The 23,753-nt window shown below is 58.6% G+C and carries 23 protein-coding genes; 16 read left to right on the top strand and 7 right to left on the bottom strand.

The features are described from left to right. Positions 1 to 7 precede the first annotated feature (7 nt). The 4 genes from scpB (at position 8) to EV660_RS06005 (ending at position 6,000) form a co-directional block, all read left to right on the top strand. Entirely contained in the window at positions 8 to 688 is a 681-nt protein-coding gene (gene scpB, locus EV660_RS06020; protein ID WP_071482130.1) for an SMC-Scp complex subunit ScpB, read from the top strand. Between the two features lie 64 nt (positions 689 to 752). Next, a complete protein-coding gene (locus EV660_RS06015; protein ID WP_071480828.1) occupies positions 753 to 1,913 on the top strand; it encodes a M20 aminoacylase family protein in 1,161 nt (386 codons plus the stop codon). A gap of 313 nt (positions 1,914 to 2,226) precedes the next feature. Then, complete coding sequence (locus tag EV660_RS06010; RefSeq protein WP_071482129.1) at positions 2,227 to 3,192, top strand: TAXI family TRAP transporter solute-binding subunit; 966 nt, start codon at positions 2,227 to 2,229, stop codon at positions 3,190 to 3,192. Positions 3,193 to 3,294: 102 nt separating this feature from the next. Further along, positions 3,295 to 6,000 (top strand): TRAP transporter permease, encoded by a 2,706-nt coding sequence (locus EV660_RS06005; RefSeq protein WP_071480827.1) that lies wholly within the window; start codon positions 3,295 to 3,297, stop codon positions 5,998 to 6,000. A 61-nt stretch (positions 6,001 to 6,061) separates the two neighbouring features. Here EV660_RS06005 and EV660_RS06000 read toward each other — a convergent pair whose 3' ends face one another. The 3 genes from EV660_RS06000 to EV660_RS05990 form a co-directional block, all read right to left on the bottom strand. After that, positions 6,062 to 7,021, bottom strand: coding sequence for an NAD(P)H-binding protein (locus EV660_RS06000; protein ID WP_071480826.1), 960 nt, complete (start codon positions 7,019 to 7,021; stop codon positions 6,062 to 6,064). 70 nt (positions 7,022 to 7,091) lie between these two features. Then, positions 7,092 to 7,604, bottom strand: coding sequence for a flavin reductase family protein (locus tag EV660_RS05995; RefSeq protein ID WP_232727276.1), 513 nt, complete (start codon positions 7,602 to 7,604; stop codon positions 7,092 to 7,094). Between the two features lie 67 nt (positions 7,605 to 7,671). Next, positions 7,672 to 8,775, bottom strand: coding sequence for a UDP-3-O-(3-hydroxymyristoyl)glucosamine N-acyltransferase (locus tag EV660_RS05990; RefSeq protein WP_071480825.1), 1,104 nt, complete (start codon positions 8,773 to 8,775; stop codon positions 7,672 to 7,674). Positions 8,776 to 8,897: 122 nt separating this feature from the next. Here EV660_RS05990 and EV660_RS05985 point away from each other — a divergent pair, with 122 nt between their 5' ends. The 10 genes from EV660_RS05985 (at position 8,898) to cueR (ending at position 20,037) form a co-directional block, all read left to right on the top strand. Then, on the top strand, positions 8,898 to 9,596 hold the full coding sequence (locus EV660_RS05985; RefSeq protein WP_071480824.1) for an SGNH/GDSL hydrolase family protein: 699 nt from the start codon (positions 8,898 to 8,900) through the stop codon (positions 9,594 to 9,596). A gap of 26 nt (positions 9,597 to 9,622) precedes the next feature. Beyond that, positions 9,623 to 9,985: a hypothetical protein gene (locus tag EV660_RS05980; RefSeq protein ID WP_071480823.1), complete on the top strand. Its 363-nt coding sequence runs from the start codon at positions 9,623 to 9,625 to the stop codon at positions 9,983 to 9,985. Continuing rightward, positions 9,978 to 11,126: a succinyl-diaminopimelate desuccinylase gene (gene dapE / locus EV660_RS05975; protein ID WP_071480822.1), complete on the top strand. Its 1,149-nt coding sequence runs from the start codon at positions 9,978 to 9,980 to the stop codon at positions 11,124 to 11,126. The genes EV660_RS05980 and dapE overlap by 8 nt, the downstream gene beginning before the upstream one ends. Beyond that, positions 11,123 to 11,545, top strand: coding sequence for a GNAT family N-acetyltransferase (locus EV660_RS05970; protein WP_071480821.1), 423 nt, complete (start codon positions 11,123 to 11,125; stop codon positions 11,543 to 11,545). The genes dapE and EV660_RS05970 overlap by 4 nt, the downstream gene beginning before the upstream one ends. A 135-nt stretch (positions 11,546 to 11,680) precedes the next feature. Then, a complete protein-coding gene (rnr, locus tag EV660_RS05965) occupies positions 11,681 to 13,924 on the top strand; it encodes a ribonuclease R (RefSeq protein ID WP_071480820.1) in 2,244 nt (747 codons plus the stop codon). A 57-nt stretch (positions 13,925 to 13,981) separates the two neighbouring features. Beyond that, positions 13,982 to 14,275 (top strand): hypothetical protein, encoded by a 294-nt coding sequence (locus EV660_RS05960; RefSeq protein ID WP_071480819.1) that lies wholly within the window; start codon positions 13,982 to 13,984, stop codon positions 14,273 to 14,275. Then, positions 14,260 to 15,435, top strand: coding sequence for a beta-ketothiolase BktB (bktB, locus tag EV660_RS05955; RefSeq protein WP_071480818.1), 1,176 nt, complete (start codon positions 14,260 to 14,262; stop codon positions 15,433 to 15,435). The genes EV660_RS05960 and bktB overlap by 16 nt, the downstream gene beginning before the upstream one ends. Before the next feature lie 76 nt (positions 15,436 to 15,511). Beyond that, a complete protein-coding gene (locus EV660_RS05950; RefSeq protein ID WP_071480817.1) occupies positions 15,512 to 17,056 on the top strand; it encodes an FAD-binding domain-containing protein in 1,545 nt (514 codons plus the stop codon). Positions 17,057 to 17,176: 120 nt separating this feature from the next. After that, complete coding sequence (locus EV660_RS05945) at positions 17,177 to 19,657, top strand: heavy metal translocating P-type ATPase (RefSeq protein WP_071482127.1); 2,481 nt, start codon at positions 17,177 to 17,179, stop codon at positions 19,655 to 19,657. After that, positions 19,654 to 20,037 carry a Cu(I)-responsive transcriptional regulator gene (gene cueR, locus EV660_RS05940; RefSeq protein ID WP_071480816.1) on the top strand — a complete coding sequence of 128 codons (384 nt, stop codon included), beginning with the start codon at positions 19,654 to 19,656 and terminating at the stop codon, positions 20,035 to 20,037. Before EV660_RS05945 ends, cueR begins: the two co-directional genes overlap by 4 nt. 15 nt (positions 20,038 to 20,052) lie before the next feature. On the opposite strand, the gene EV660_RS05935 is transcribed toward cueR, so the two are convergent. From EV660_RS05935 to EV660_RS05920, 4 genes are all read right to left on the bottom strand, one after another. Then, on the bottom strand, positions 20,053 to 20,295 hold the full coding sequence (locus EV660_RS05935; protein WP_134013900.1) for a hypothetical protein: 243 nt from the start codon (positions 20,293 to 20,295) through the stop codon (positions 20,053 to 20,055). 331 nt (positions 20,296 to 20,626) lie between these two features. Then, the gene (locus EV660_RS05930) at positions 20,627 to 20,923 is read right to left on the bottom strand and encodes an FtsB family cell division protein (RefSeq protein WP_071480814.1); all 297 of its coding nucleotides are present in this window, start codon (positions 20,921 to 20,923) and stop codon (positions 20,627 to 20,629) included. 101 nt (positions 20,924 to 21,024) lie between these two features. Further along, positions 21,025 to 21,240: a hypothetical protein gene (locus EV660_RS05925; protein WP_071480813.1), complete on the bottom strand. Its 216-nt coding sequence runs from the start codon at positions 21,238 to 21,240 to the stop codon at positions 21,025 to 21,027. Between the two features lie 6 nt (positions 21,241 to 21,246). Further along, the gene (locus EV660_RS05920) at positions 21,247 to 22,440 is read right to left on the bottom strand and encodes a phosphoglycerate kinase (RefSeq protein WP_071480812.1); all 1,194 of its coding nucleotides are present in this window, start codon (positions 22,438 to 22,440) and stop codon (positions 21,247 to 21,249) included. 140 nt (positions 22,441 to 22,580) lie between these two features. On the opposite strand from EV660_RS05920, the gene EV660_RS05915 reads away from it, so the two are divergent. Together EV660_RS05915 and EV660_RS05910 are read left to right on the top strand one after the other, a co-directional pair. Further along, positions 22,581 to 23,087, top strand: a complete 507-nt coding sequence (locus EV660_RS05915; protein WP_071482125.1) for a peptidylprolyl isomerase — start codon at positions 22,581 to 22,583, stop codon at positions 23,085 to 23,087. Continuing rightward, positions 23,080 to 23,694 carry a peptidylprolyl isomerase gene (locus EV660_RS05910; RefSeq protein ID WP_084634902.1) on the top strand — a complete coding sequence of 205 codons (615 nt, stop codon included), beginning with the start codon at positions 23,080 to 23,082 and terminating at the stop codon, positions 23,692 to 23,694. Before EV660_RS05915 ends, EV660_RS05910 begins: the two co-directional genes overlap by 8 nt. Positions 23,695 to 23,753: the final 59 nt, after the last annotated feature.

Below are 23,753 nucleotides of genomic sequence, written 5' to 3'. Positions count from 1 at the left end.
GGTCATGATGAGTGATGACATCCCTGATACGCCTCACCCTTTGGGAACTGACAATGACAGCCCAAGCCTGTTCGCCGCCCCGCCACTGGCTGAACAGGAACGCATGATCGAGGCGATCCTTTTTGCTAGCGCGGAACCTGTGACACTGACGCAGATAACCGAAAGACTGCCTCAGGGCTGCGACCCGGCCGAGGCGCTTGTGCATTTGCGGTCACGCTATGCCGGGCGCGGGGTCAATCTGCTTCGCGTGGGCGACGCCTATGCCTTGCGCACGGCGCCCGATCTGGCATGGCTTATGCAGGCCGAACGGGTCGAGACACGCAAATTGTCGCGCGCCGCAATCGAGACCCTGGCAATCATCGCCTATCACCAGCCTGTCACCCGCGCCGAGATTGAAGAGATTCGCGGTGTTGCCGTGTCGCGCGGCACGATAGACCAGTTGCTGGAACTGGAATGGATCAGGCTTGGGCGTCGTCGCATGACGCCCGGACGGCCCGTCACATTTGTCGTGACGGATGAATTTCTGGACCATTTCGGGCTGGAAAGCGCGCGCGACCTGCCGGGCTTGAAGGAATTGCGCGAAGCCGGGCTTCTGGACAACCGCCCCCCACCCGGCCAAAGCGTTGTGCCCGATGACGAGGCAGAGGACGGGCCGGAACACGGGCAATCGGAACTGTTCGAGGATTGATCCTTGTAGCTTCGCATATGTCGCATTAGCTTTCGGCTGATACCACAAACCTGTCAGGTCCAATATGCCCATCCGCAACCGTTTTGCCGAATTGCTGCCCGAGATCACTGCATGGCGGCGCGATTTTCACGCGCATCCGGAACTGCATTTCGAATGCCACCGCACGGCCAGTATTGTTGCTGAAAAATTGCGCGAATTTGGCTGTGACGAGGTGGTGGAAGGAATCGCGGTAACAGGGCTGGTGGGGCTGATCCACGGGCGCAGCCGCGAATCTGGTCGTGTGGTGGGCTTGCGTGCCGATATGGATGCGCTGCCGATAACCGAGGCAACGGGCAAGCCTTATGCTTCCATTCATCACGGCAAGATGCATGCCTGCGGTCATGACGGGCATACGGCCATGTTGTTGGGGGCTGCGAAGTACCTGTGCGAAACGCGCAATTTTGACGGTACGGTAGCGGTCATATTCCAGCCGGCCGAAGAAGGCGGGGCAGGGGCCAAGGTCATGTGTGATGCTGGTCTGATGGATCGTTTCGGCATTCACGAAGTCTATGGAATGCACAACCGCCCGGGCCACCCATTGGGAGAGTTCAATATACGGTCGGGGGCGTTTTATGCCGCCTGTGATGAGTTTCGGATCACAGTCGAAGGGCGCGGGGGGCATGCGGCCAAACCCCATGCAACTGTTGACCCGACGCTTGCCGCCAGTCACCTGATTGTTGCCCTGCAAAGCATTGCCAGCCGCAATACGGACCCGACGCAGAATATCGTCTTGTCCGTCTGCGGCGTGCGCACCGATACGCAGGCGCATAACGTCATTGCGCAGCGTGTGGAATTGCGCGGGACCATCCGGACTCACAACGCGGAGATAAGGCAGATGGCCGAAGCGCGTTTGCATGACATCGCACGCGCAACCGCAGCAGCATTTGGCGCGCGCGCAGATGTGGAATTCATGCAAGGGTACCCGGTCATGGTCAATCACGACACCGAAACACAGATTGCGCGCGAAGTCGCTCTAGCCGTTTCCAATCAGTGCCTTGATGCAGGCTATAACATGGGCGGAGAGGATTTTGCCTATATGCTGGAAGAACGCCCCGGCGCTTATATTGTTTTGGGGGCAGGCGATGGGCCGGGGCTGCACCACCCGGAATATGACTTCAATGACGAGACGATTCCATATGGATGCAGTTGGTTCGTGGGCATTGCGGAAACCAGACTAGCATCATGACCCCAAGCGTTTGATATGCTGAAAAGATTGCCATCCGCCCACCATTTATACCCTGTTTACACCGGAATCAAAGCGCTTTGAGGTGACCTCAATAGGTGCTTACGTTACGTTATCGCCGATAAGTTTTCTTCTTTTAACTAGAAATAACAGATGCTTGGGATTCGTTCGCTTGCAAACTCTGTTTCAGGGTTGACTCCGATGTGATGTCGCAGTCCACTTGGGGCATGGGACGTGCTGTTCGGTAAGATTACCGGGGCGGCAACAGAACCCTTTTGCTGCATTTGTTTTGCAGCCCAAAAACATGGAGGATCACATGAATAAACCCCTTACAGCTGGCCTTGTCGCCGCCGGGATGATGATGGGAACGACTGCACTTGCGCAGGAAACCTTCATCTCCATCGGGACAGGGGGCGTTACCGGCGTCTACTATCCCGCAGGTGGCGCGATCTGCCGTCTGGTAAACCGCGACCGTGCCGAGCATGGCATCCGGTGTGGCGTCGAATCAACCGGCGGGTCGATCTTCAACATCAACGCCATTCGTTCGGGCGAGTTGGAGTTTGGCGTGGCGCAATCTGACTGGCAGTACCATGCATTCAATGGCAGCTCCAGTTTTGAAGAAGACGGGGCATTTGAGGGGCTGCGCGCAGTCTTTTCGCTGCATCCGGAACCCTTTACGGTTGTTGCCCGCGCGGACGCAGGGATCACAAGCTTTGATGATCTGGAAGGCAAGCGCGTGAATATCGGCAATCCCGGCTCTGGCCAGCGCGGCACCATGGATGTGGTGATGGAAGCAATGGGCTGGACGCTGGACACATTTGCACAGGCAACCGAATTGCCGCCTGCTGAACAGTCACTGGCGCTTTGCGACAACAATGTCGATGCAATCGTCTACACTGTCGGCCACCCCTCTGGCGCAATTCAGGAAGCGACAACCGCTTGTGACACTGTACTGGTGAATGTCGATAATGACGCGATCCGCGCCCTTGTCGAAGAGCGTGATTACTACCGGATGGCCACCATCCCGGGTGGAATGTATCGCGGCACTGATTCAGACATCACGACATTTGGTGTCGGCGCGACCTTTGTCAGCTCGGACGAAGTCAGCGAGGAAGTGGGCTATCAGGTCACCCGCGCAATCTTCGAGAACCTTGACCAGTTCACGGCATTGCACCCTGCACTTGCCAATCTGGACCCAAGCGAAATGGTGAGCGACGGCCTGTCAGCGCCCCTTCATCCGGGTGCAGAACGGTATTTCCGCGAAGCTGGTCTGATCGAGTGATCTGACCTTTAACGACCTTCCGCGCGGCGCGTTCGGACGCGCCGCGCGGTTCGTGTTGCGTCAGCAATTCAAGAAAATTCTTCATCAATGGGGGACGGGCGTATGTCGACTGCGCAAAAGCCGGAGACGCGGCAATTCTCGGATGAGGAGCTGCAAGATCTTGTAGCCAGCACGGATTCAGGCGGACGTAACCCCAAGAACCGTGGCGTTGCCTTGCTGATTGCGACAGTCGCCTTTCTGTGGTCGGGCTTTCAGATCTGGATCGCTGATCCCCAGTTCTCGCTTGCGCAGCACATTCCCTATGTGCGGGTGATCGGTTCTGACATGACCCGCCCAATGCATCTGACATTTGCGCTGTTCCTTGCCTTTCTGGCTTATCCGGCGTTCAAAAGCTCTCCGCGCAGCTATATCCCGCTTTATGATTGGGTTCTGGCCTTCGTTGCGGCGGGTTCCGCATTCTATGTTTTCTGGTTTTCGCGGGAGATTTCCGGCTCTGCGCGGCAGGGTCGACTGACGCAGGTGCCGACCGCAGATGTCCCTATTCTGAACAATTTCGAAGGTTTGATCGGGCCAACGATCTTTCCGCAGGTGATTGTCGGGACGATCGGGCTTGTTTTGCTGCTGGAAGCATCACGCCGCGCCCTTGGCCCTGCGCTGACCATCGTCGGCAGCATCTTTCTTGCCTATAGTTATTTCGGGCAGGGCTGGCTGATCCCTGATCTGATCGCCCATGAGGGGCGCAGCTTCAACGGCATCATCAACACGCAATGGCTGTCAACCGAAGGCGTCTTTGGTATTCCGCTGGGCGTTTCAACGGCATTTGTGTTCCTGTTCGTTCTGTTCGGCGCGCTGCTCGATAAGGCGGGTGCTGGCAATTATTTCATCAAACTGGCCTTTGCAGGGCTGGGACATTTGCGCGGCGGCCCCGCGAAAGCGGCGGTTGTCGGCTCTGGTGCGACGGGGCTGATCTCTGGTTCCTCCATCGCCAATGTCGTGACGACGGGCACATTTACCATTCCGCTGATGAAGCGCGTGGGCTTCACCTCGGAGAAGGCGGGCGCGGTTGAGGTGTCGTCTTCGGTCAATGGGCAGATCATGCCGCCTGTCATGGGGGCGGCGGCCTTTCTGATGGTCGAATTCGTGGGCATTTCATATCTTGAAGTGATCAAGCACGCGTTCATTCCTGCCGTGATTTCCTATATTGCACTGATCTATATCGTGCATCTTGAAGCGTTGAAGAATGGCATCCCGGCCTTGGGGACGGGTGCAAACCTTTTGACAATGTTCTTGAAAACCGCTGTCGGCTTTGTCGTCGCAGGGGCCGGGTTTTACGGCGTGATCGCGGGTGTCGGGCTGCTGCGAGAGGTGGTGCCGGGGATTTCAAATCTGCTCACCCTGCTGGCGTTGCTGGGGGTTTATCTGGGCTGTCTGTTTGTTGCCGCGCAGCGTCCTGACCTTGAGTTGGACGACCCGAAAGCCAAGGAAATCAAACTGCCCGTGATGCGCGAAGTTTTCCCGACCGGGCTGCATTACCTGTTGCCGATTGTCGTGTTGATCTGGTTCCTGATGGTGGAGCGTCAGTCGCCCGCAAAATCGGCGTATTTTGCTGTCATGACGATGCTGTTCATCATTCTGACGCAGCGCCCTCTGAAATCGCTGTTGCGCGGGCAGGGGGATTTTATTGAACAGTTCCGCCTTGGGGTTGCCGACCTGATTGACGGCATGATCGCAGGCGCGCGCAACATGATCGGCATCGCTGTGGCAACCGGTGCCGCAGGGATTATCGTTGCGACCGTCACCCGCACACCCATCGGCACAGAGCTTGCCGGGCTGGTCGAGATGCTGGCGCTTGGAAACCTGTTCCTGATGCTGCTGCTGGTGGGACTGTTCTCGCTGATCCTTGGGCTTGGCCTGCCAACGACCGCAAACTACATCGTCGTGTCATCGCTTATGGCGACAGTAGTTGTGTCGCTTGGTGCACAGGAAGGGCTGATCGTTCCGCTGATCGCTGCGCATTTGTTCGTGTTCTATTTCGGGCTTATGGCAGATGTCACGCCGCCCGTTGGGCTGGCGAGTTTTGCGGCCTCTGCCGTGTCAGGTGGCGACCCGATCAGAACCGGCTTTCAGGCGTTTTTCTACAGTCTGAGAACGCTCGCATTGCCATTCCTGTTCATCTACAATCCAACCCTGATCCTTTATGGCGTTGACCTTGGAACGACGACCGGGTTGCTGCAAGCGGCCTTCATATTTGTCATTGCGACCTTTGCAATGCTGCTCTTCGCCGCTGCGACACAGGGCTATTTCCTTGCACGTTCCAGACTGCATGAATCGGCGGCCCTTCTGCTAGTGGCCTTCACACTCTTCGTGCCGAATTTCTGGCTGGACCGCGTACAGCCAGAGTTTAACCGGCTTTCCGGGCTACAATTCGAAGAGGTGCTGGAACAGGCTGAAGCTGGCGACCAGTTGCGTCTTGAAGTCATAGGGCCGGATTTCAACACCGGCGCATCCAGATCCGTAACGCTGGTTCTGGATGTGGATGATACACCCGCCGAACAGCGGGTAAGTGATACCGGATTGTTCCTGATGCCCGAATCTGACCGGATGGTGCTGGAAGAGCCTATGTTTGGCTCTCCCTTCCAAAGAGCGCTTGGGGATTTCGACTTTTATGGAAGCGAGCAGGTCGAGCTTACCGCCGTACTCCGTCCCGCAGACCGGATGCCAGAGCAACTCTTTTATATTCCGGCGCTATTGTTGCTGTTGGGCGTGATCTTGTTGCAGCGACGGCGTCAGACCCAACCGGCATTCTGATTTGACCGTCTGCCCAAATTCGGGCAGGCGGTTCACAACCAAGGGCGCAACCCGCCGAACACTAGAACATCGCATGGTCGCCCAGATCTGCGTCCACCTCGCCACGTATCAGGCGCTGGTAATGCTGTTCCAGGCTATCTTCGCCAAAAGCGGGGGTGGCGTCTGCGTCATATCGGCCAGCGTGTTCATCCCAGACCAGCATGGATTCGGTTGCATAATACCGCCCGATCCGTGCAAATTCCGCCTTTTCGGCCATTTTTGGGCTGATCCGTCCGAGGGCGGATAAGGACGCAATGATCGCGTCCATCAGGCGCACAGGAACATGCCGGAAACGGGGCGGTTTCCCCGCCACCTTGAACAGCAATTCACCCTGCGCTCGCGGTGTCAGGGCTGGTCCCGGGCCGCCAATAGGCAAAATACGGTTCATGCGATCTGGTGCATTGATACAGCCAACCAGATAACGTGCCAGATCGCGGTCGCTAATGGGGGTGCAGGCCGTCAGTTCACCATTGCCAAACAGCAAGAATGGCTTGCCCGCCTGAACACGCTTTACCTGTCCCGAGAGGGATTTGAAAAACGCAGTCGGCCGCACGATCGACCAGCGCAAGCCAGAGGCCGTCAACTCTGCCTCGAAGGCGAGTTTCGCACGCTGAAACTCCAGTAGGGGTTTTTGTACGCAAATGGCCGATAGCTGAATGAATTGCGCAATGCCTGCAGCCTTGGCCGCATGAAGCACATTCAGATGCCCCTGAAAATCCACCGCCCAGGCATCTTGCTTGCGACCGCTGCGCGACGCCATGCAGGAGATGATAACGGCCCCGCCAAGTTGCGAGAATAAACGCTCAAGTGCCTTGGCGTCAGCAAGTTCGATCTCAACGGATTTCACGGCATCAGGCAATTTCGATGCGCTGTTTTTGCGCTGAAGGCAGGTCACGTCAAAACCCTGTGCCAGGAGTTCAGAAAGCGTGGCCCGTCCGATTGTTCCAGTGGCACCTAGCAAAAGAATAGGGGGCAAAGACATCACACCAAACCTGTTAGTAGAGTGGCGCAACCCTGTCCTTTTTCAGCAAGTTACACAAGTCCCATGCATTTCAATCAGTGGCGATGGCCCCATAACTTCCCGCAAAGAAACTAAGCCCTGCACCCTCGTTGGTGCTGACGCGGAGTACCTCGCCCACAACGATTGCGTGGTCGCCACCGGGGTAAAGCGCATGACGGCGGCATTCAAACCGGGCGAGGCAGCCTGCAAGCAATGGCGTATCGCCAACGCCTTTGGTGATGTTTGGCAGGTCAAAGTCCAGACCGTCGCGCGCAAAATGGCGGGCGAGGTCCATCTGTTCTGCGCCCAGAACATGGATGGCAAAGTGTTCCGCTGCCGTGAATGCCTCAAAGCGGCGCGAAAATTTTCCGGGGGCCCACAGGACCAAGGCAGGGTCAAGCGAAAGCGAGGCAAAGCTGTTGGCCGTAATCCCCAGCGGCCCCTGATCGCTCTGCGTGGTCACAACTGTAACCCCGGTTGCAAAGCGCCCCAGAGCATCCCGCAAAGCGCGCGCGTTTTCCGCATCTGGAGAAAAGCTGTGTTCGCCCATGAATGACCCGTCCATCCCGTCACATCCCTGCCTGTTGCACCTGCGCGGGAGGTAACCCGCTACGCGTGGCCGGCAAGTGTCATTATTGCCCGTTTTTGCCGGATTTTTGTGTCCCGAATACAGCGGCTTGCAGGCTCGCCACATGTGCTGCAATCCTTGGCAAACGGCGCAATGCCTTGCGGATCTGCATCTGCGTTTCAAGTCTTGTGGCCGGGTCGCCCAGCATCGTGCGCCCCGCAGGGACATTTGTGAATACCCGACTGGCCCCGCCCACGATCACATCATCCCCGATGAAGATATTGTCATTGACCGCAACCTTGCCTGCCAGCAACACCCGATTTCCGATCCGGGCAGAGCCAGCAACCCCCGCCATGCCACACATCATGCAATCCTCGCCAATCTGCACATTATGGCCGATCTGGCAGACCGAGTCGATCTTGGTGCCAGACCCGATGATCGTGTTGCGGATGGTGCCGCGATCCACCGAGGAATTGGCCCCGATTTCCACATCATCACCAATCTCGACCGCGCCCAGCGACTGGATGCGCTGCCACTTCTGTTGCCTGAGTTGCCGTTCACCCGAAAGCGTGGCGCGCACATCTTCGGCGCCTGACGGTTCTGGCGTGACAAAGCTGAACCCGCAGCCGCCGACAACACTGTTTGGCTGGCCAATATAGCGCGCGCCAATGCGACACCGCGCCCCGATCCGCGCGCCTGCATGAATGATCGCATCCGCGCCGATCTCGACATCTTCGGCGATGGTGACGTTTGCCGCAATGCGGGCATTCGGGCCAATCCTTGTGCGCGCACCGATGCTGGTGAAGGGGCCGATTTGCGCGCCCTCGCCAATTTCGGCGGTGGGGTGGATGAAACTTTGCGCATGGATGGCCCCGCCAAAATCATATCCGGGATCGAGTATTTCGCTAACCCCTGCCATCGCCCAGCGCGGGCGTGGGGCAAAGACTGCGGCTTTCAGCCCAAGCGCGCGCCAATCCGCCCCGGCCCAAAGCATGGCTGCCTGTGCCCGACCTGCCGACAAACCAGCCGCATATTTCGGGTTCATCGCCATTGCGAGCGCATCCGGCCCTGCCTGTGCGGGTTCTGCCGCATGGGTGATCGTCAAATCCAGCGCGCCTTCGGCTTGCAACCCTAGGGTCTGCGCAATTTGTGCGATGGTATGGGGCATGGCAACTTCCGCCTTTGGTCTATGTTCTGCGATAGCTTTAACGAAATCAACACCTGTGGGCCAGACCCGACACGACACAGGCAGTGCGTGACAAGCCCTGTCAATCGCGCCATCATGTCACGATGACGGAAAGACGCCTGCCTTCCCTTATTCTTGCACCTGTCCTTGCGGCACAGGCGCTTGGTCTGATCTTGCAGGCTGAACGCCTGCCTGAAGCGGTCGGCCCGCGCGAGGGCAGCGTGGGGCAGGGCATAAGGCTGCGCCTGCTTGTCTTGGGCGATTCCTCTGCGGCGGGGGTGGGCGTAGGGCATCAGGATGAAGCCCTGATTGGCCAGATGCTGCGGCACATGACCCCATATTCACAGGTGGACTGGCGTTTGGTCGCGCGCTCGGGTGTGACAACGCGGGTTGCAAGAACACGGCTGAATGGCGCCGGGCAGTTCGATGTCGCTGTATTGGCGCTGGGTGTGAATGACGTGCTGCGCCATACCAGCGCTATGCGCTTTTCCCGCGAACAGACGGGTTTGATGCAGGATTTGCGCCGCAACCACGGTGTCGGGTGTATATTGGCATCTGCGGTGCCGCCACTGGGCGCGTTTCCAGCTTTTCCCGAGCCGCTGCGCACACATCTTGGGCATAGGGCCGCGCGCCTTGATCGGGTGTTGCAGCAGGTTTGCGCATCTGAAAATGCAACGCATGTCGGTTTTGATTTACCCCCGAGCTGCGCGCTACTGGCACGTGACGGGTTTCATCCCGGTGCACAACTTTATGCGCATTGGGGCGCGCGGATGGCGGGGCTTGCCTTGCGCGCGCTTTCCTGACAGGGAAATACCGAAAGGATACGCTCATGACCAAGCCCCCCAAGAAACCCGCGACCGCAGAAAAACGTCCGCAGCAGGTTTATACATTGCTGGTGGAACTGGGGCGTAGCCCTGACGATGATCTGCCCAAAGGTGCAACGGGTGCGGGCTTGTTACTATATGCTACGGGCGTAGACGAGGCAGAGGCCGTGCGCGAAGCCGTGGCCGTTCTCAAGACCGCAGGTGTCGCGCCTTTGGATGTGACCAGCTACGGCACGCTTGATGAACGCCTTGCGGCAGGTGATCATATTCCCGACGAGGAACGCGAATTGATGGCGCGCGCACTCAATGAGAATGCCGTGATTGTAGCGCAAAAAACCTATTTCACGGATGAGGCCGAGAATGACTGAACCTGTCTGCCCGGTGGACCTGACAGCCGAACTGATCCGCTGCCCTTCAGTGACACCGGAAGAAGGGGGCGCGCTGGTGGTGCTTGAAGCGCTGCTTTCCGATGCAGGCTTTGACTGCACAAGGGTTGACCGCAACGGCACGCCCAATCTGTTTGCGCGCTGGGGCAGCAAGGGCAACCCAAGGACCTTTGGTTTCAATGGTCATACAGATGTGGTGCCGCTGGGCAACCCCGATGACTGGACGCGCGCACCTTTCGGGGCAGAGCGTGCAGAGGGCCGGATCTGGGGGCGCGGGGCCTGCGATATGAAATCCGGCGTTGCTGCATTTGCAGCGGCGGCCGTTGATTTTGTGCGTAATACTCCCCCGGATGGCGCGGTGATTCTGACCATTACCGGCGATGAAGAGGGGCCGGGGCGCGATGGCACCATAGCAATTCTTGACTGGATGGCAGCACAGGGCGAGGCCATGAGTGCCTGTATTGTTGGCGAGCCGACCTGCCCGGAGACGATGGGCGAGATGATCAAGATCGGGCGGCGCGGGTCCATGACAGCCCATGTCACAGCACGGGGAAAGCAGGGCCATGCGGCCTATCCGCACCGCGCGCGCAACCCGTTGCCGGTGCTGGTGGGCTATCTTGACAGGCTGGCACAGCATGAACTGGACAAGGGCACCGAACATTTTGACCCTTCGACGCTGGCACTGACCACAATTGATGTGGGCAATCCGGCCTCGAATGTGATCCCCGCCACGGCACGCGCGACATTGAATATTCGGTTCAATGATCTGCATTCCGGGGCATCCCTCTCCGAATGGCTGAAGGTGGAGGCAAAAAAAGCAAGCAAAGACAGCGGTGTATTGCTAGATCTTGAGGTGCATATCTCGGGCGAGAGTTTTCTGACACCACCCGGCCCTCTGTCTGATCTGGTCGCTTCTGCCGTGCAGGCCGAATGCGGGGTCGCGCCAGTGCTGTCGACATCGGGGGGCACATCGGATGCGCGCTTTGTAAAGGACCATTGCCCTGTGGTGGAATTCGGGCTGGTCGGCACATCCATGCATCAGGTTGATGAATTTGCAGAAATAGAACAAATACATCAGCTTAAAGCGGTATATTCGCGCATTCTGCAGGATTATTTTACATGAAACTCGACGTGAGTTTGACAGATGATCTGGCAACTTGCCACGCTCTGCGGCGGATCGTCTTTATCGAAGAGCAGAATGTCCCCGAAGCAGAAGAAGTAGACGGGCGCGATAGCGAGGCCTTGCATCTCTTGGCGCGGGTTGACGGGCAAGCGGTCGGCTGTGCGCGCATTCTTGTTGCGGGTGATACAGGCAAGATCGGGCGCGTTTGTGTTTTGCACGACTGGCGCGGGCAAGGCATTGGGATTGCACTGATAAATGCCTCGCTTGAGGCATTGCGTACTCTCGATGGGGTCACGCATGCGAAACTGGGCGCGCAAATCCATGCCATCGGATTTTACGAAAATCTGGGCTTTGTGGCAGAAGGGCCGGAATTTCTGGACGCGGGCATTGTGCACCGCAACATGGTGCGGGCCCTGTGACAAGGGCGGTGACGCCGCGCGGTTTGCGTGCTAGTGCACCACGATGATACGTGAAATTTCTGGCTTGTGCCTGTCCCGCCTTAACTATCCAGCATACATCCGGGCCTTGCGCCTGCCTTGCGCGAGGGCGTTCAAGTGAAACAGCTTCCATCTATCAATGATATTCGCCTGTGGCTGGCCGATAACCCCGGTGCAACGCGGCGCGATATTGCCAAGGCGTTTGGCATAAAGGGCGGCGCAAAGATTGATCTGAAGGTCATGTTGCGCGAGTTGGAGGCCGAGGGCACGCTTGCCCCGCGCCATCGAAGCGTGCGGGGCGGCAATGCGCTGCCGCCAGTCACAGTACTGGAAATCAACGCGCCAGATGCCGAAGGCGACCTGTTCGCGCGCCCTGTCGAGTGGCGTGGTGAAGGCGCGGCCCCTGTGATTCTGTTCCTGACGCAGCCGGGTGATCCGGCATTGGGGCAGGGTGACCGCGTGCTGGCCAAGCTGGAGGCAATTCGCGGCCCTGATTATGATTATCAGGCCAAACTGATCCGCAAGCTGGGGGCCAACCCCACCCGCATCTTGGGTATTTTCCGCAAAGAGGCGCAGGGCGGGCGGATCGTGCCGATCGACAAAGGGGCGGATCGTTTCTGGAGTGTGACAGAGACTGGCGGCGCAGAAGATGGCGAGTTGGTCCATGCCGAGCCTGTGACCAAGGGGCGATTTGGCCCTAGTCGCGCGAAAGTGGTGGAACGGCTTGGCGATCCCACTGCCCCAAAAGCGGTGTCGCTGATTGCCATTCACCAGCATGGCATTCGCGATGCGTTCCCCGACGCGGTAGTGGCCGAGGCGGACAAGGCGGGACCAGTCCCCGAAAAAGGGCGGCGCGACTTGCGTGCGCTGCCGCTCATGACCATCGACCCTTGGGATGCGCGCGACCATGATGACGCGATCCTGGCCGAGGCTGATAGCGACCCGAAGAATGAGGGCGGCTATATCCTGTGGGTCGCGATTGCCGATGTTGCGGCTTATGTCCGGCCCAATTCAGAACTGGACCGGGAAGCGCGCAGGCGCGGGAATTCCACCTATTTTCCCGACCGTGTGGTGCCAATGCTGCCAGACATCCTGTCGGGGGATTTGTGTTCGCTGCATGAAGGGGTGGACCGCCCCTGTATCGCGCTGCGCATGGTGATTGATGCGCAAGGCAACAAGCGCAGTCACGCGTTTTTTCGCGCCATGATGTGTTCGGTTGCGTCACTGACCTATGAACAGGCGCAGGCCGCAGATGAAGGCACGCTGGATGAAGCGACAGCGCCACTTGCAGGGGTGTTGTCTGACCTGTTTGGTGCCTATCGCGCGCTGACCCGCGCGCGTCAGCGCCGCCAGCCGCTGGATCTGGACTTGCCAGAACGCCAGATCGTCCTGTCTGAGGAGGGGCGTGTGACATCCGTGGCCTTCAAGGAACGGTTTGACGCGCATCGTTTGGTTGAGGAATTCATGGTGCTGGCCAATGTCGCCGCAGCCGAGACGCTGCGCGAGAAAGGGTCGGCGCTGCTGTATCGTGTGCATGAAGAACCCAGCCCCGAAAAAATGGAAGCGCTGCGCGAATTGGCGCGGGAATCGGGCTTTGCGCTGGCAAAGGGACAAGTGCTGATGACGCGGCATTTCAACCAGTTGCTGGCGCAGGCCGAAGGGACCGAGTTTGACGAATTGATGAACATGGCCACATTGCGCTCGATGACGCAGGCCTATTACGCACCGCAGAATTTCGGACACTTCGGGCTGGCCTTGCGTGAATATGCGCATTTCACCTCGCCCATCCGGCGTTATGCCGACCTGATTGTGCATCGTGGCCTCATATCTGCGCATAAATGGGGGGATGACGGGCTAAGCCCTTGGGATATCGAAAATCTTGAGGAAACGGCCAAACAGATATCCGAAGCCGAACGCCGCTCTATGGCGGCGGAACGTGATACGGCAGACCGCTATCTTGCCGCCTATCTGGCTGACCGTGTCGGCGCGGAATTCACTGGCCGCATTTCGGGCGTGGCGCGGTTCGGGGTGTTTGTGAAGCTGGATGAAACTGGCGCAGACGGGTTGGTACCGATCCGGTCTATTGGTGACGAGTATTTCCGCCATGACGCCGAGGCACAAGCGCTAGAAGGCGAAAAAACCGGTTTCCGCATCGGTCTGGGCCAACGTGTCAAGGTCAAGCTGGCCGAAGCGGAACCTGTCACAGGCGGGTTGGCGCTGGAGTTGCTGGAAGTCGAGGGGGAAGCGCCAGCGCGAAGCAGCGGGCGACGCGGGCGCAAGGGGCCTGTGCGGCGTGCCGTATCCAAAGGGGCGAAAGGGAAGGCCAAGGCCAAAAAGAAGGTGAAACGCAATCGCGGCTAGCGCTCAGCGCGATGCAATCGGTCTGGATCTGAGTGAACATGGATCCGACATTAAGCGGTGTGGAACTTCGCGGACATCCAACTGCGCGGAATTAAGGGCTTCAGCCCGCCGCGCATTGCCGCACCGCGGCCCGACACTGCGCGGCTTGTCGAAATTATCCACCGTCTGCCCCCCTACCGTGACATCAATGTTCTAGGCCACTTTGCTGAAACAAATGTCGATCATCCATACCCAGAGGGGCGGCAGAAATTTCTGCATGTCATGAACGCAGCGTTGCGCTGGATTGGCGGGGCGGGCTGTATTAGCGTTGTGACATATCAGGGAGAGGATTTGTTATGGATGATATCGTAATCTTGGGCAATGCGCGCACTGCAATAGGCAGTTTCGGCGGCGCTCTCGCCTCAGTCACACCTATCGAGCTTGCCCGGATTGTCGCATCCGAGGCAATGACCCGGTCTGGCGTCGAGCCCGCCCAGATTGGCCATGTGGTCTTTGGCACCGTCATCGCCACCGATCCCGCCGACATGTATCTGTCGCGTCGCGCTGCAATGGGGGCAGGGGTCCCGGACAGTGTTCCCGCCATGAATGTCAACCGGCTGTGTGGCTCTGGTGTGCAGGCGGTCGTGTCGGGGATGCAGGCGCTTATGCTTGGGGATGCCGGGTTTGCCCTTGTTGGTGGTGCCGAAAGCATGAGCCGCGCGCCCCATATCCTGCAATCCGCGCGGTTTGGCACCAAGATGGGCGATACACGTGCGGTTGACATGATGGTGGGCGCACTGACCTGCCCGTTTGGCACCGGGCATATGGGCGTCACGGCTGAGAATGTCGCGCGCGAGCATGACATCACGCGCGAGGCGCAAGATGAATTCGCGCTGCAAAGCCAGACCCGCGCTGCACAGGCAATCGCGGAAGGACGCTTTAAGGATCAGATTACCCCTGTCACCGTGAAAACCCGCAAGGGTGAGGTGGTGTTCGACACGGATGAACACCCCAAAGCCACCACGCTGGACGCATTGGCAGGACTGCGCCCGGCATTCGAGAAAGGCGGGACTGTCACTGCGGGCAATGCCAGCGGCATAAATGACGGCGCGGCGGCACTGGTTCTGGCACGTGCCGATGCGGCCGAGAAAGCTGGCCTGAAACCCTTGGCGCGCATCGTCGGCTATGCTCATGCGGGCGTGCGCCCGGAGGTCATGGGCATTGGCCCCGTGCCGGCTGTTGAGGCACTTTGTGCGCGTATCGGTTCGTCAGTCAGTGATTTTGACGTGATCGAGTCGAATGAGGCATTTGCTGCGCAAGCCCTGGCCGTCAGCGCGGCGCTGGGGCTGGATGCAAGCCGCGTCAACCCGAATGGCGGCGCCATTGCGCTTGGGCATCCGGTAGGGGCAACTGGCGCGATCATCACTATCAAGGCTTTGCATGAATTAGTGCGCATCGGTGGAAAACGCGCGCTTGTCACAATGTGCATCGGGGGCGGGCAAGGGATTGCGCTGGCCTTGGAACGGGTCTGAGCGGGATCACATCCGCAAGAACGTTAAGAGAACATAGTGCTTGACCGTATCTTGGCAGGCGCTATGTCTCACCACCATGTCACCCGCGCCTCATGATGTTGTCTTGCTATGGTTCAAACGCGATTTGCGCGTATCGGATCATCCTGCGCTGGCATTGGCGGGCAGCTATGTGCTGCCTGTTTATATAATCGAACCGGACTATTGGGCATTGCCTGACACATCTGCGCGTCAATGGGCCTTCACTGCCGAGGCCTTGGAAAGCCTGCGCGCTGATCTGGCCGCAATGGGCCAGCCACTTGTGATACGCATGGGCGATGCAGTCACTGAGTTGGCGCGGCTGTGTAAGGCACATGGGATCACGCGGATCATAAGTCACGAAGAAACGGGCAATAGCTGGACCTATGCGCGTGACAGGCGGGTGGCGGCCTGGGCAGCCGCGTCGGGGGTGAACTGGCAGGAAGTGCCGCACTCGGGTGTTGTGCGCAGACTTCGCTCGCGCGATGGATGGCAAGCGCAACGCAATGCCTTCATGCGCCGCGCCAGCGCAGACCCGCAACCAGCGCTGGCCCCTGTTGTGCCAGATGCACCGGGTCTGGAACGCTTGCCCGATGCACGCGCTTTGCGCCTGACCCCTGATCCCTGTCCACACCGCCAGAACGGGAGCAAGGCATCTGCCGAGCGTGCGCTGGACTCGTTTCTCTCGGTGCGGGGAGAGCGCTACCGTGCGGCGATGTCCTCGCCCTTGTCGGCAGAGCGGGCGTGCTCGCGCCTGTCGCCGTATATTGCGCTTGGCGTTCTTTCGTTGCGGCAGGTCGAACAGGCGCGTGTGACTGCGCGCAAAAATCATCCAGCCGCATCCGACTGGCAAGCTTCACTGAACAGCTTCGCCAAGCGGCTGGCATGGCGGGATCACTTCATCCAGAAACTTGAGGATGAACCTGCAATCGAGCATCGTTGCCTGCACCCCGCGCATGAGGGTTTACGCCCGCGCATGCCTGACGCCGACCTGCTGCGCGCTTGGGAAACTGGCGAGACAGGCGTGCCCTTTGTCGATGCCTGCATGCGCTATCTGCGCGCGACCGGCTGGCTGAATTTCCGGATGCGGGCCATGCTGATGTCCTTTGCCAGCTATCACCTTTGGCTGGACTGGCGCGCGACGGGTCCCGTGCTGGCGCGGCTGTTCACCGATTACGAGCCTGGGATCCACTGGTCGCAAGTTCAAATGCAGTCCGGCACGACCGGGATCAATACAATCCGAATCTATAATCCCATCAAGCAAAGCATGGATCAGGACCCGGATGGAAAGTTTATCCGCAGATGGGTGCCAGAGCTTGCACATGTGCCAGCCGCGCATCTGCATACGCCCTGGACATGGGCAGAAGGGTCAGCCAGCCTGCACACACGCTACCCCCCGCCAGTGGTCGATGTCGCAAAAGCAGGCGCAGCGGCGCGCGATGCACTATGGGGCTTGCGCAAACAGGCAGGATTTCATGATATTGCGCAGGCTGTGGCGCATAAACATGCCTCCCGTGCGCGCCACACGGACCGTTCCAGCACGACTGCGATACGCGCCGCGCGCCGCAAGGCCGCGCATCCCGATCAATTGAGCCTTGATTTGTAACGCGGTTCAATAACGCGCAGATTTATTTTCAAATTAAGAATATGATCGCCCTTGACCTTCCACAAACTGGAAGGGCCATGTGATACGCAGAGGTCACAAGATACGGGGCAAGAAATGCTGATGACGGTTCAGAATCAGGAAACCGAAGAACGCAGATTGCCACTGGGCAACCTGAGTTGCGCAGGCTGCGTGCGACGTGCGGAAGCGGCCTTGTCTGACATTGCAGGTGTGCACGAACCTTCGGTGAATCTGGCCACCCATGAAGCCCGCGTGTTGCTTGACCCCACAGTCGATATGGATGATTTGCGCCGCAAGATGCAGCGCGCGGGCTATCCGCTGCGCACGGGTCAAATTGAACTGTCGCTGGACGGGATGACTTGTGCATCTTGCGTTGCGCGCGTCGAAACCGCCTTGCAGTCACTCCCGGGGGTCTTGCGTGCCACGGTCAATCTGGCAACAGGGCGCGCACAGATCGAACATATCGAAGGGCAGGGCGATGCCTCGGCGCTCGTGGATGCTGCGACGAAGGCAGGTTATCCGGCTACATTGCTGGATGATGGACAAGCCCCCGTGGACCCGCAAACCCGCCATAACACCGAGGCAGCGGCCTTGCGCAGAGCGTTATTGCTTGCGGCGGGGCTGACCTTGCCAGTGTTTATTCTGGAAATGGGCGGGCATGTTGTGCCGGCCTTTCACCACTGGCTGCATCATCAGATCGGTATGCAAACCCTGTGGATTGTTCAATTCGTGCTGACAACGGCCGTACTGGCCGGGCCTGGGCGGCGGTTCTACACAACCGGCCTGCCAGCACTGATGCGGGGCGCGCCTGATATGAACAGCCTTGTGGCTATCGGCACGCTGGCGGCCTGGGCCTATTCGGTGGTCGCGACATTTATGCCGACGCTCCTGCCTGAAACAGCGCGCGCGGTCTATTTCGAGGCGGCTGCCGTGATCGTGACCCTCATCCTGCTGGGCCGCTGGCTGGAAGCGCGTGCCAAGGGGCGTACCGGGGCCGCGATCGCGCGGCTTGTGGGGATGCAACCCCGCGTCGCGCGCGTGATCCGCGATGACTCAGTTATTGAGATTGCGATTGATGACCTGCGCGCGGGCGATATCGTACAACTCCGTCCCGGAGAGCGCATACCCGCCGATGGTATTCTTGTTTCTGAAGATGCCGTGATCGATGAAAGCATGATCACGGGAGAGCCGATCCCCGAGACCAAACATGCCGGGGCCGAAGTGATTGGTGGGACAGTTAACGGGGCAGGTGCCTTTCGCATGGAGGTCACGCATACTGGCGCGAAAACCATGCTGTCACAGATTATCCGCATGGTCGAAAGCGCCCAGGGTGCCAAGCTGCCTGTTCAGGCGTTGGTTGACCGGGTGACAATGGTTTTTGTCCCTGTCGTCATTGGCATAGCTGCGATGACTGTGCTGGTCTGGTTGTTGTTCGGACCTGACCTGACCTTTGCGCTGGTTGCGGGTGTCTCTGTTCTGATCATTGCCTGCCCCTGCGCGATGGGGCTTGCAACGCCAACTTCGGTAATGGTTGGGACAGGGCGGGCTGCCGAATTGGGCGTCCTGTTTCGCAAAGGCACGGCATTGCAACTGCTGGACAAGGTGCAGATCGTGGCCTTTGACAAGACTGGCACCCTGACCGAAGGACGCCCGATCCTGACAGACATCGAGACGACCAGTGAATGGGACACGGATGAAGCGCTTCGTCTTGCTGCCGCGATGGAGCAGACATCGGAACACCCCATCGCGCGCGCCATTCGTGGTGCGGCGGAAGAGAAAACACTGACGCTGCCCGCAGTCAAAGGTTTCAAATCACTGACCGGGCTTGGGGTTCGCGGCGTCATTGCAGATCGGACCGTTCTTCTGGGCGCGGCGCGGCTGATGATGCAGGAGAGTGTGGATATCTCGCCGCTGGCGGGGCAGGCAAAACAATTGGCGCAGCAAGGGCGTAGCCCCCTGTATCTGGCGGTTGACGGGCAGCTTGTTGCGCTGCTGGCTGTGGCAGACAAGGCCAAACAGGGCGCACGAGAAATGATTTCCGCGCTCAAGGCGCAGGGCGTGCATGTGGCAATGATTTCAGGTGACGCGCAGGATGCCGCCGACGCGATTGGTCGGGAATTGGGAATAGACCATATCGTGGCCGAGGTCATGCCCAAGGGTAAAGTTGATGCGTTGCAGAGCTTGCGCGCGCATGGTGCCAAGCTGGCTTTTGTTGGTGATGGTATCAACGATGCCCCCGCCCTTGCCGAAGCTGATGTGGGTATTGCTATTGGAACCGGCACCGATATTGCCGTTGAGACGGCAGATGTGGTGCTGATTTCTGGCGCGCCAGAGGCGGTCCTTACGGCACTGGGTGTGTCGCGCCAGACCATGAAGAACATTCGCCAGAACCTGTTCTGGGCCTTTGCCTATAACACTGCCTTGATTCCGGTCGCTGCGGGTGTGCTTTACCCTGCATTTGCCCTGATGCTGTCGCCCATGCTGGCTGCCGGGGCAATGGCGTTCAGTTCGGTCTGTGTGTTGTCCAATGCGTTGCGCCTGCGATACATGGCACCACATCATCTAAGGGGAACCCCGGCATGAATATCTCTGAAGTTGGAAAGCGCTCTGGTCTGCCGCCCAAGACGATACGCTTCTATGATGATATCGGACTGATACAGCCAAAGCGCGACACCAATGGGTACCGAATTTTTTCGGAATCGGACTTGCACCGCCTCGCGTTTTTGCGCCGTGCACGCGCGCTGGGGTTTTCTGTGCAGGAATGCCGCCAGCTTTTGGCGCTTTATCACGACGACACGCGTGCCAGTGCAGATGTTAAAGCGCTGGCACGCACGCATCTGGCACGCATTGACCAGCAACTGGAAGAATTGGGTCAGATGCGCCGCACGCTAGCTGATCTGATCGACTCCTGTGCAGGTGACAGTAGACCGGATTGTCCGATCTTGCGTGATCTTGCCCGCTAGAAAACACTCACCGCGTTATGCGCTTACCAGTTCCGCAGGTTTTGGTGCGGGCTTCGTTTGCCTGGGTTTGCTGACCTTTGCGCTGGCGCGCACGGTCCGTTTCACCGCTTCGGCTTCGCGCGCGCATTCAGCGGCATTTTCATGCGGAATCTTTTCGGCAACAGCCCCCAAAACACGCAGATAGGCTTCATGCTGGTGCTTGAAAACCTTCATCCACATGACGGTGCTTTGCATCCATAGCGATATTGGGTCAAACATCGTCCTCTCCTCCCCTGATGTGGCACTGTCGAGTATCGCGCCGTGTTTGGTGATGCTCGCATTCCAGATTTCATGACGCTTAGCATACGCCCTGAAACAAGAATATGACGCGCGGCAAACAATAGGATTACGCGTTATGGGCAATTGCCGAACAACCCATAGATGTGCCTGTGATCAGTTTACAGGGCCGCATTCACGCATGTCAAAGGCACAGGTCCGCGCTCGGCCATTCTCCGCGTGTACGCTTATAGTTTAATCAGCCAAGGCGTGAAAATGATCTGAATCACATTTCACAAAATTTTCAGAGGGGAGGATTTAATCTGCTTGCGCTTTAGCGGATGATGACCTCATCAGGCCGCGCCAGCCCCAGCACAAAGCGCGCGCGTTCATCCAGCAGATCAAGGTCCAGAAAATCATCGGACAGTCGCCGGGTCCGGTTTTCCACTTCGGCCAGTTCGATCCGAAGTTTGTCGCGCTGCGCCTTGAGGGTGGTGACCTCGGCTTCGATCTGGACACGGTTGAACAGGCCAAATGCCCCTTGCACGGCGGCAAAGGTGAAATATAGGCCCAGCACAATAGCTGTTCCAAAGTAAAACAACGGGCCAATCGCCGGTGTGCTGCGTTTCATGACTATGCCTGTACTGCCTGCGCCTTGTCCGGCGCTCTTGCAGTCGAATATGACACAAGTCAGGGCGCATGGGAATCCTGCACTTGCAGATTCGAGCAGTTTTACCCCAGAAAAATGCCGATAACGACTACCATCAGGCCCAATGTTGATACCGTCAGCGCTGCGAAATTCATCATGACGGCCTTTTGCATGCGCGTGCGCATCTCGGCATCCTCAAGCGATTGTTTACGCAGCTTCATCACATAGATGATGCACCAAACGAGTCCGGCGACGCCTGCAAGTGAAATCGCAGCTCCGATCCAGATCAATGTATCCATGAGCTTTTACTCTTTTTCCAAGGCAGCCACGCCGGGCAGTGTCTTGCCTTCCATCCATTCCAGAAATGCGCCGCCCGCTGTCGAGATATAGCTGAAATCCGATCCGGCACCGGCCTTGTTGAGCGCGGCAACTGTATCACCGCCGCCAGCGACTGAAACCAGCACACCCTCCCGTGTCAGGCGCGCGGCTTCCTTGGCTGCGGCATTGGTTGCGGCGTCGAAAGGCGAAATCTCGAAGGCTCCAAGCGGGCCGTTCCAGACCAATGTGCGGCATTTTGCGAACACGTCTGCAATTGCGGTGACGCTGTCGGGCCCGGCATCAAGGATCATCGCATCACTGGGGCATTGATCGACCGGCAGCACCTCATGCGCGGCATGGGCTGCAAACTCGCGCGCCACCACAATATCCACCGGCAGGTGCAATGTGCACCCTGCCTTACTCGCCTTATCCATGATCTCGCGGGCTGTATCGGCCATATCGCGTTCCGCCAGAGAGGTGCCAATCTCCAACCCTTTGGCGACCAGAAATGTATTCGCCATCCCGCCGCCGATGATCAGATGGTCGACCTTGGTAATCAGGTTTGACAGCAGATCCAGCTTGCTGGAAACCTTTGCGCCGCCGACCACGGCAGCAACCGGGCGGGCAGGGGCCTCCAGCGCGGCTTCCAGCGCCTTGAGTTCGGCCTCCATCAGGCGTCCGGCACAAGCGGGGCGCAGATGCGCGATCGCCTCGGTTGATGCATGTGCGCGATGCGCCGCAGAGAAGGCGTCATTGACATAGAAATCACCCAAAGCCGCCATTGAAGCCGCTAAAAGCTTATCATTTTTTTCTTCACCCACATGAAAGCGGGTGTTCTCCATCAAGGCCACGTCACCCGCCTGCATTGCGCCGACAATTTTCTTGGCTGGCGCCCCGATGCAATCTTCGGCAAAGGCCACTGGCTGGCCAAGCGCCGCCTCCAGCGCAGGCAGCACGACCGATAGCGACATTTCAGGCACGCGCGCCCCTTTGGGCCGCCCAAAATGCGCAAATAGCACGACCTTGCCCCCGGCCTTGGTGATGTGCTGGATGGTTGGGACAATCCGCTCAATCCGGGTTGCATCGGTGACCTTGCCATTTTCAACCGGGACATTGATATCGACCCGCACCAATGCGGTCTTGCCCGTGAATTCCAGATCATCAAGTGTCTTGAACGCCATCGTACCGCCCCTTTGCACCAAGTTTGTCGCTATGTCGCGCGAAACCGGGGGTTTGGTCAATGGGCTGCGGCGTCATCAGGGGTTTTCCTGCGCTGCCGCGCGCAGTAGAATGCGCGCAACTGCAAAGTAAGGAGTGCCACATGGCCGAGATCAAAGACCCCGAAAACACCATCCTGATGGAGCTGAAGTCCGGAACAGTCACAATCGAACTGTTGCCCGATGTTGCGCCAGGCCATTGCGCCCGGATGAAAGAGCTTGCACGCGCTGGGGCCTATGACAATGTTGTTTTTCACCGCGTGATTGACGGCTTCATGGCCCAGACAGGGGATGTCGCCAATGGCAATACCGAGGCCAATTTCGACATTCGCCGCGCAGGCACCGGCGGGTCGGACCTGCCGAACCTGAAGGCAGAATTCTCGGGCGTGCCGCATGACCGGGGCACTTTGGGCGCCGCCCGTTCCCAGAATCCCGACAGCGCCAACAGCCAGTTTTTCATCAATTTCGCAGATAACCACTTCCTGAACCGCCAATACACTGTGTATGGCCGCGTCATTTCGGGAATGGAACATGTCGACACCATAACCCGGGGCGAGCCGCCTGCGAACCCTGACAAGATGATCAGCGTCAAGGTGGCAGCCGATGCGTGATAAACTGATATTTTCAGGAATCTTCGCGCTTGGGGTGGGTATTCTGGGTGCGTCTTATCTGAACCTGATGAGTGTGAATGCCGATACGGCGGTGCCCGAAGATAATTCCGGCCCTGTCATGGTGATAGCGACTGCGGGCGAAGCGACTGGCACCATGCGTGTTGCATTGCGTGATGACCTTGCCCCAAATCATGTAGAGCGTATTGTCACGCTGGCCGAACAGGGGGCCTATGACGGGGTAGTATTTCACCGCGTGATCGAGGGGTTCATGGCGCAGACCGGAGATGTGCAGCATGGTCGGCCAGATGGCAACCCGCGCATGTGGGGAACCGGCGGGTCAGATTTGTCCAATCTTCAGGCCGAATTCACCGAACAGTCCTTTGAACGCGGTGTCGTTGGCATGGCACGGTCACAAAGCCCTGACAGCGCCAACAGCCAGTTCTTCATCATGTTCGCGCCTGCACCCCATCTCAATGGCCAGTACACGGTCGTGGGGCAGTTGGTCGATGGCTATGATGTGCTTGACGCAATCAAGCGGGGCACTGGCGGCAACGGGGCCGTTATCGGCGAGCCCGACCGGATGGAGCGCGTGACTATCGAGCGCTAAAAAAAAGGCCGGGGCAACTTGCCCCGGCCTTCGATCCTGAATTGGCCCGAAATCAGGCC

The organism is Roseinatronobacter bogoriensis DSM 18756 (assembly GCF_004366635.1).
In the GTDB taxonomy this organism is placed as follows: Bacteria; Pseudomonadota; Alphaproteobacteria; order Rhodobacterales; family Rhodobacteraceae; genus Roseinatronobacter; species Roseinatronobacter bogoriensis.
This window is presented reverse-complemented; position numbering and strand designations above follow the sequence as displayed.

Coding starts and splice junctions, on each gene's coding strand:
- EV660_RS05935 (WP_134013900.1), bottom strand. CDS start 20,295: ATGTTTGACCCAATATCGCTATGGATGCAAAGCACCGTCATGTGGATG.
- EV660_RS05980 (WP_071480823.1), top strand. CDS start 9,623: ATGACCAAGCCCCCCAAGAAACCCGCGACCGCAGAAAAACGTCCGCAG.
- EV660_RS06005 (WP_071480827.1), top strand. CDS start 3,295: ATGTCGACTGCGCAAAAGCCGGAGACGCGGCAATTCTCGGATGAGGAG.
- EV660_RS05985 (WP_071480824.1), top strand. CDS start 8,898: ATGACGGAAAGACGCCTGCCTTCCCTTATTCTTGCACCTGTCCTTGCG.
- EV660_RS05915 (WP_071482125.1), top strand. CDS start 22,581: ATGGCCGAGATCAAAGACCCCGAAAACACCATCCTGATGGAGCTGAAG.
- EV660_RS05925 (WP_071480813.1), bottom strand. CDS start 21,240: ATGGATACATTGATCTGGATCGGAGCTGCGATTTCACTTGCAGGCGTC.
- EV660_RS05990 (WP_071480825.1), bottom strand. CDS start 8,775: ATGCCCCATACCATCGCACAAATTGCGCAGACCCTAGGGTTGCAAGCC.
- EV660_RS05950 (WP_071480817.1), top strand. CDS start 15,512: ATGTCACCCGCGCCTCATGATGTTGTCTTGCTATGGTTCAAACGCGAT.
- EV660_RS06000 (WP_071480826.1), bottom strand. CDS start 7,021: ATGTCTTTGCCCCCTATTCTTTTGCTAGGTGCCACTGGAACAATCGGA.
- EV660_RS06010 (WP_071482129.1), top strand. CDS start 2,227: ATGAATAAACCCCTTACAGCTGGCCTTGTCGCCGCCGGGATGATGATG.
- EV660_RS05910 (WP_084634902.1), top strand. CDS start 23,080: ATGCGTGATAAACTGATATTTTCAGGAATCTTCGCGCTTGGGGTGGGT.
- cueR (WP_071480816.1), top strand. CDS start 19,654: ATGAATATCTCTGAAGTTGGAAAGCGCTCTGGTCTGCCGCCCAAGACG.
- EV660_RS05995 (WP_232727276.1), bottom strand. CDS start 7,604: ATGGACGGGTCATTCATGGGCGAACACAGCTTTTCTCCAGATGCGGAA.
- bktB (WP_071480818.1), top strand. CDS start 14,260: ATGGATGATATCGTAATCTTGGGCAATGCGCGCACTGCAATAGGCAGT.
- EV660_RS05920 (WP_071480812.1), bottom strand. CDS start 22,440: ATGGCGTTCAAGACACTTGATGATCTGGAATTCACGGGCAAGACCGCA.
- EV660_RS06015 (WP_071480828.1), top strand. CDS start 753: ATGCCCATCCGCAACCGTTTTGCCGAATTGCTGCCCGAGATCACTGCA.
- EV660_RS05945 (WP_071482127.1), top strand. CDS start 17,177: ATGACGGTTCAGAATCAGGAAACCGAAGAACGCAGATTGCCACTGGGC.
- EV660_RS05930 (WP_071480814.1), bottom strand. CDS start 20,923: ATGAAACGCAGCACACCGGCGATTGGCCCGTTGTTTTACTTTGGAACA.
- scpB (WP_071482130.1), top strand. CDS start 8: ATGAGTGATGACATCCCTGATACGCCTCACCCTTTGGGAACTGACAAT.
- dapE (WP_071480822.1), top strand. CDS start 9,978: ATGACTGAACCTGTCTGCCCGGTGGACCTGACAGCCGAACTGATCCGC.
- EV660_RS05970 (WP_071480821.1), top strand. CDS start 11,123: ATGAAACTCGACGTGAGTTTGACAGATGATCTGGCAACTTGCCACGCT.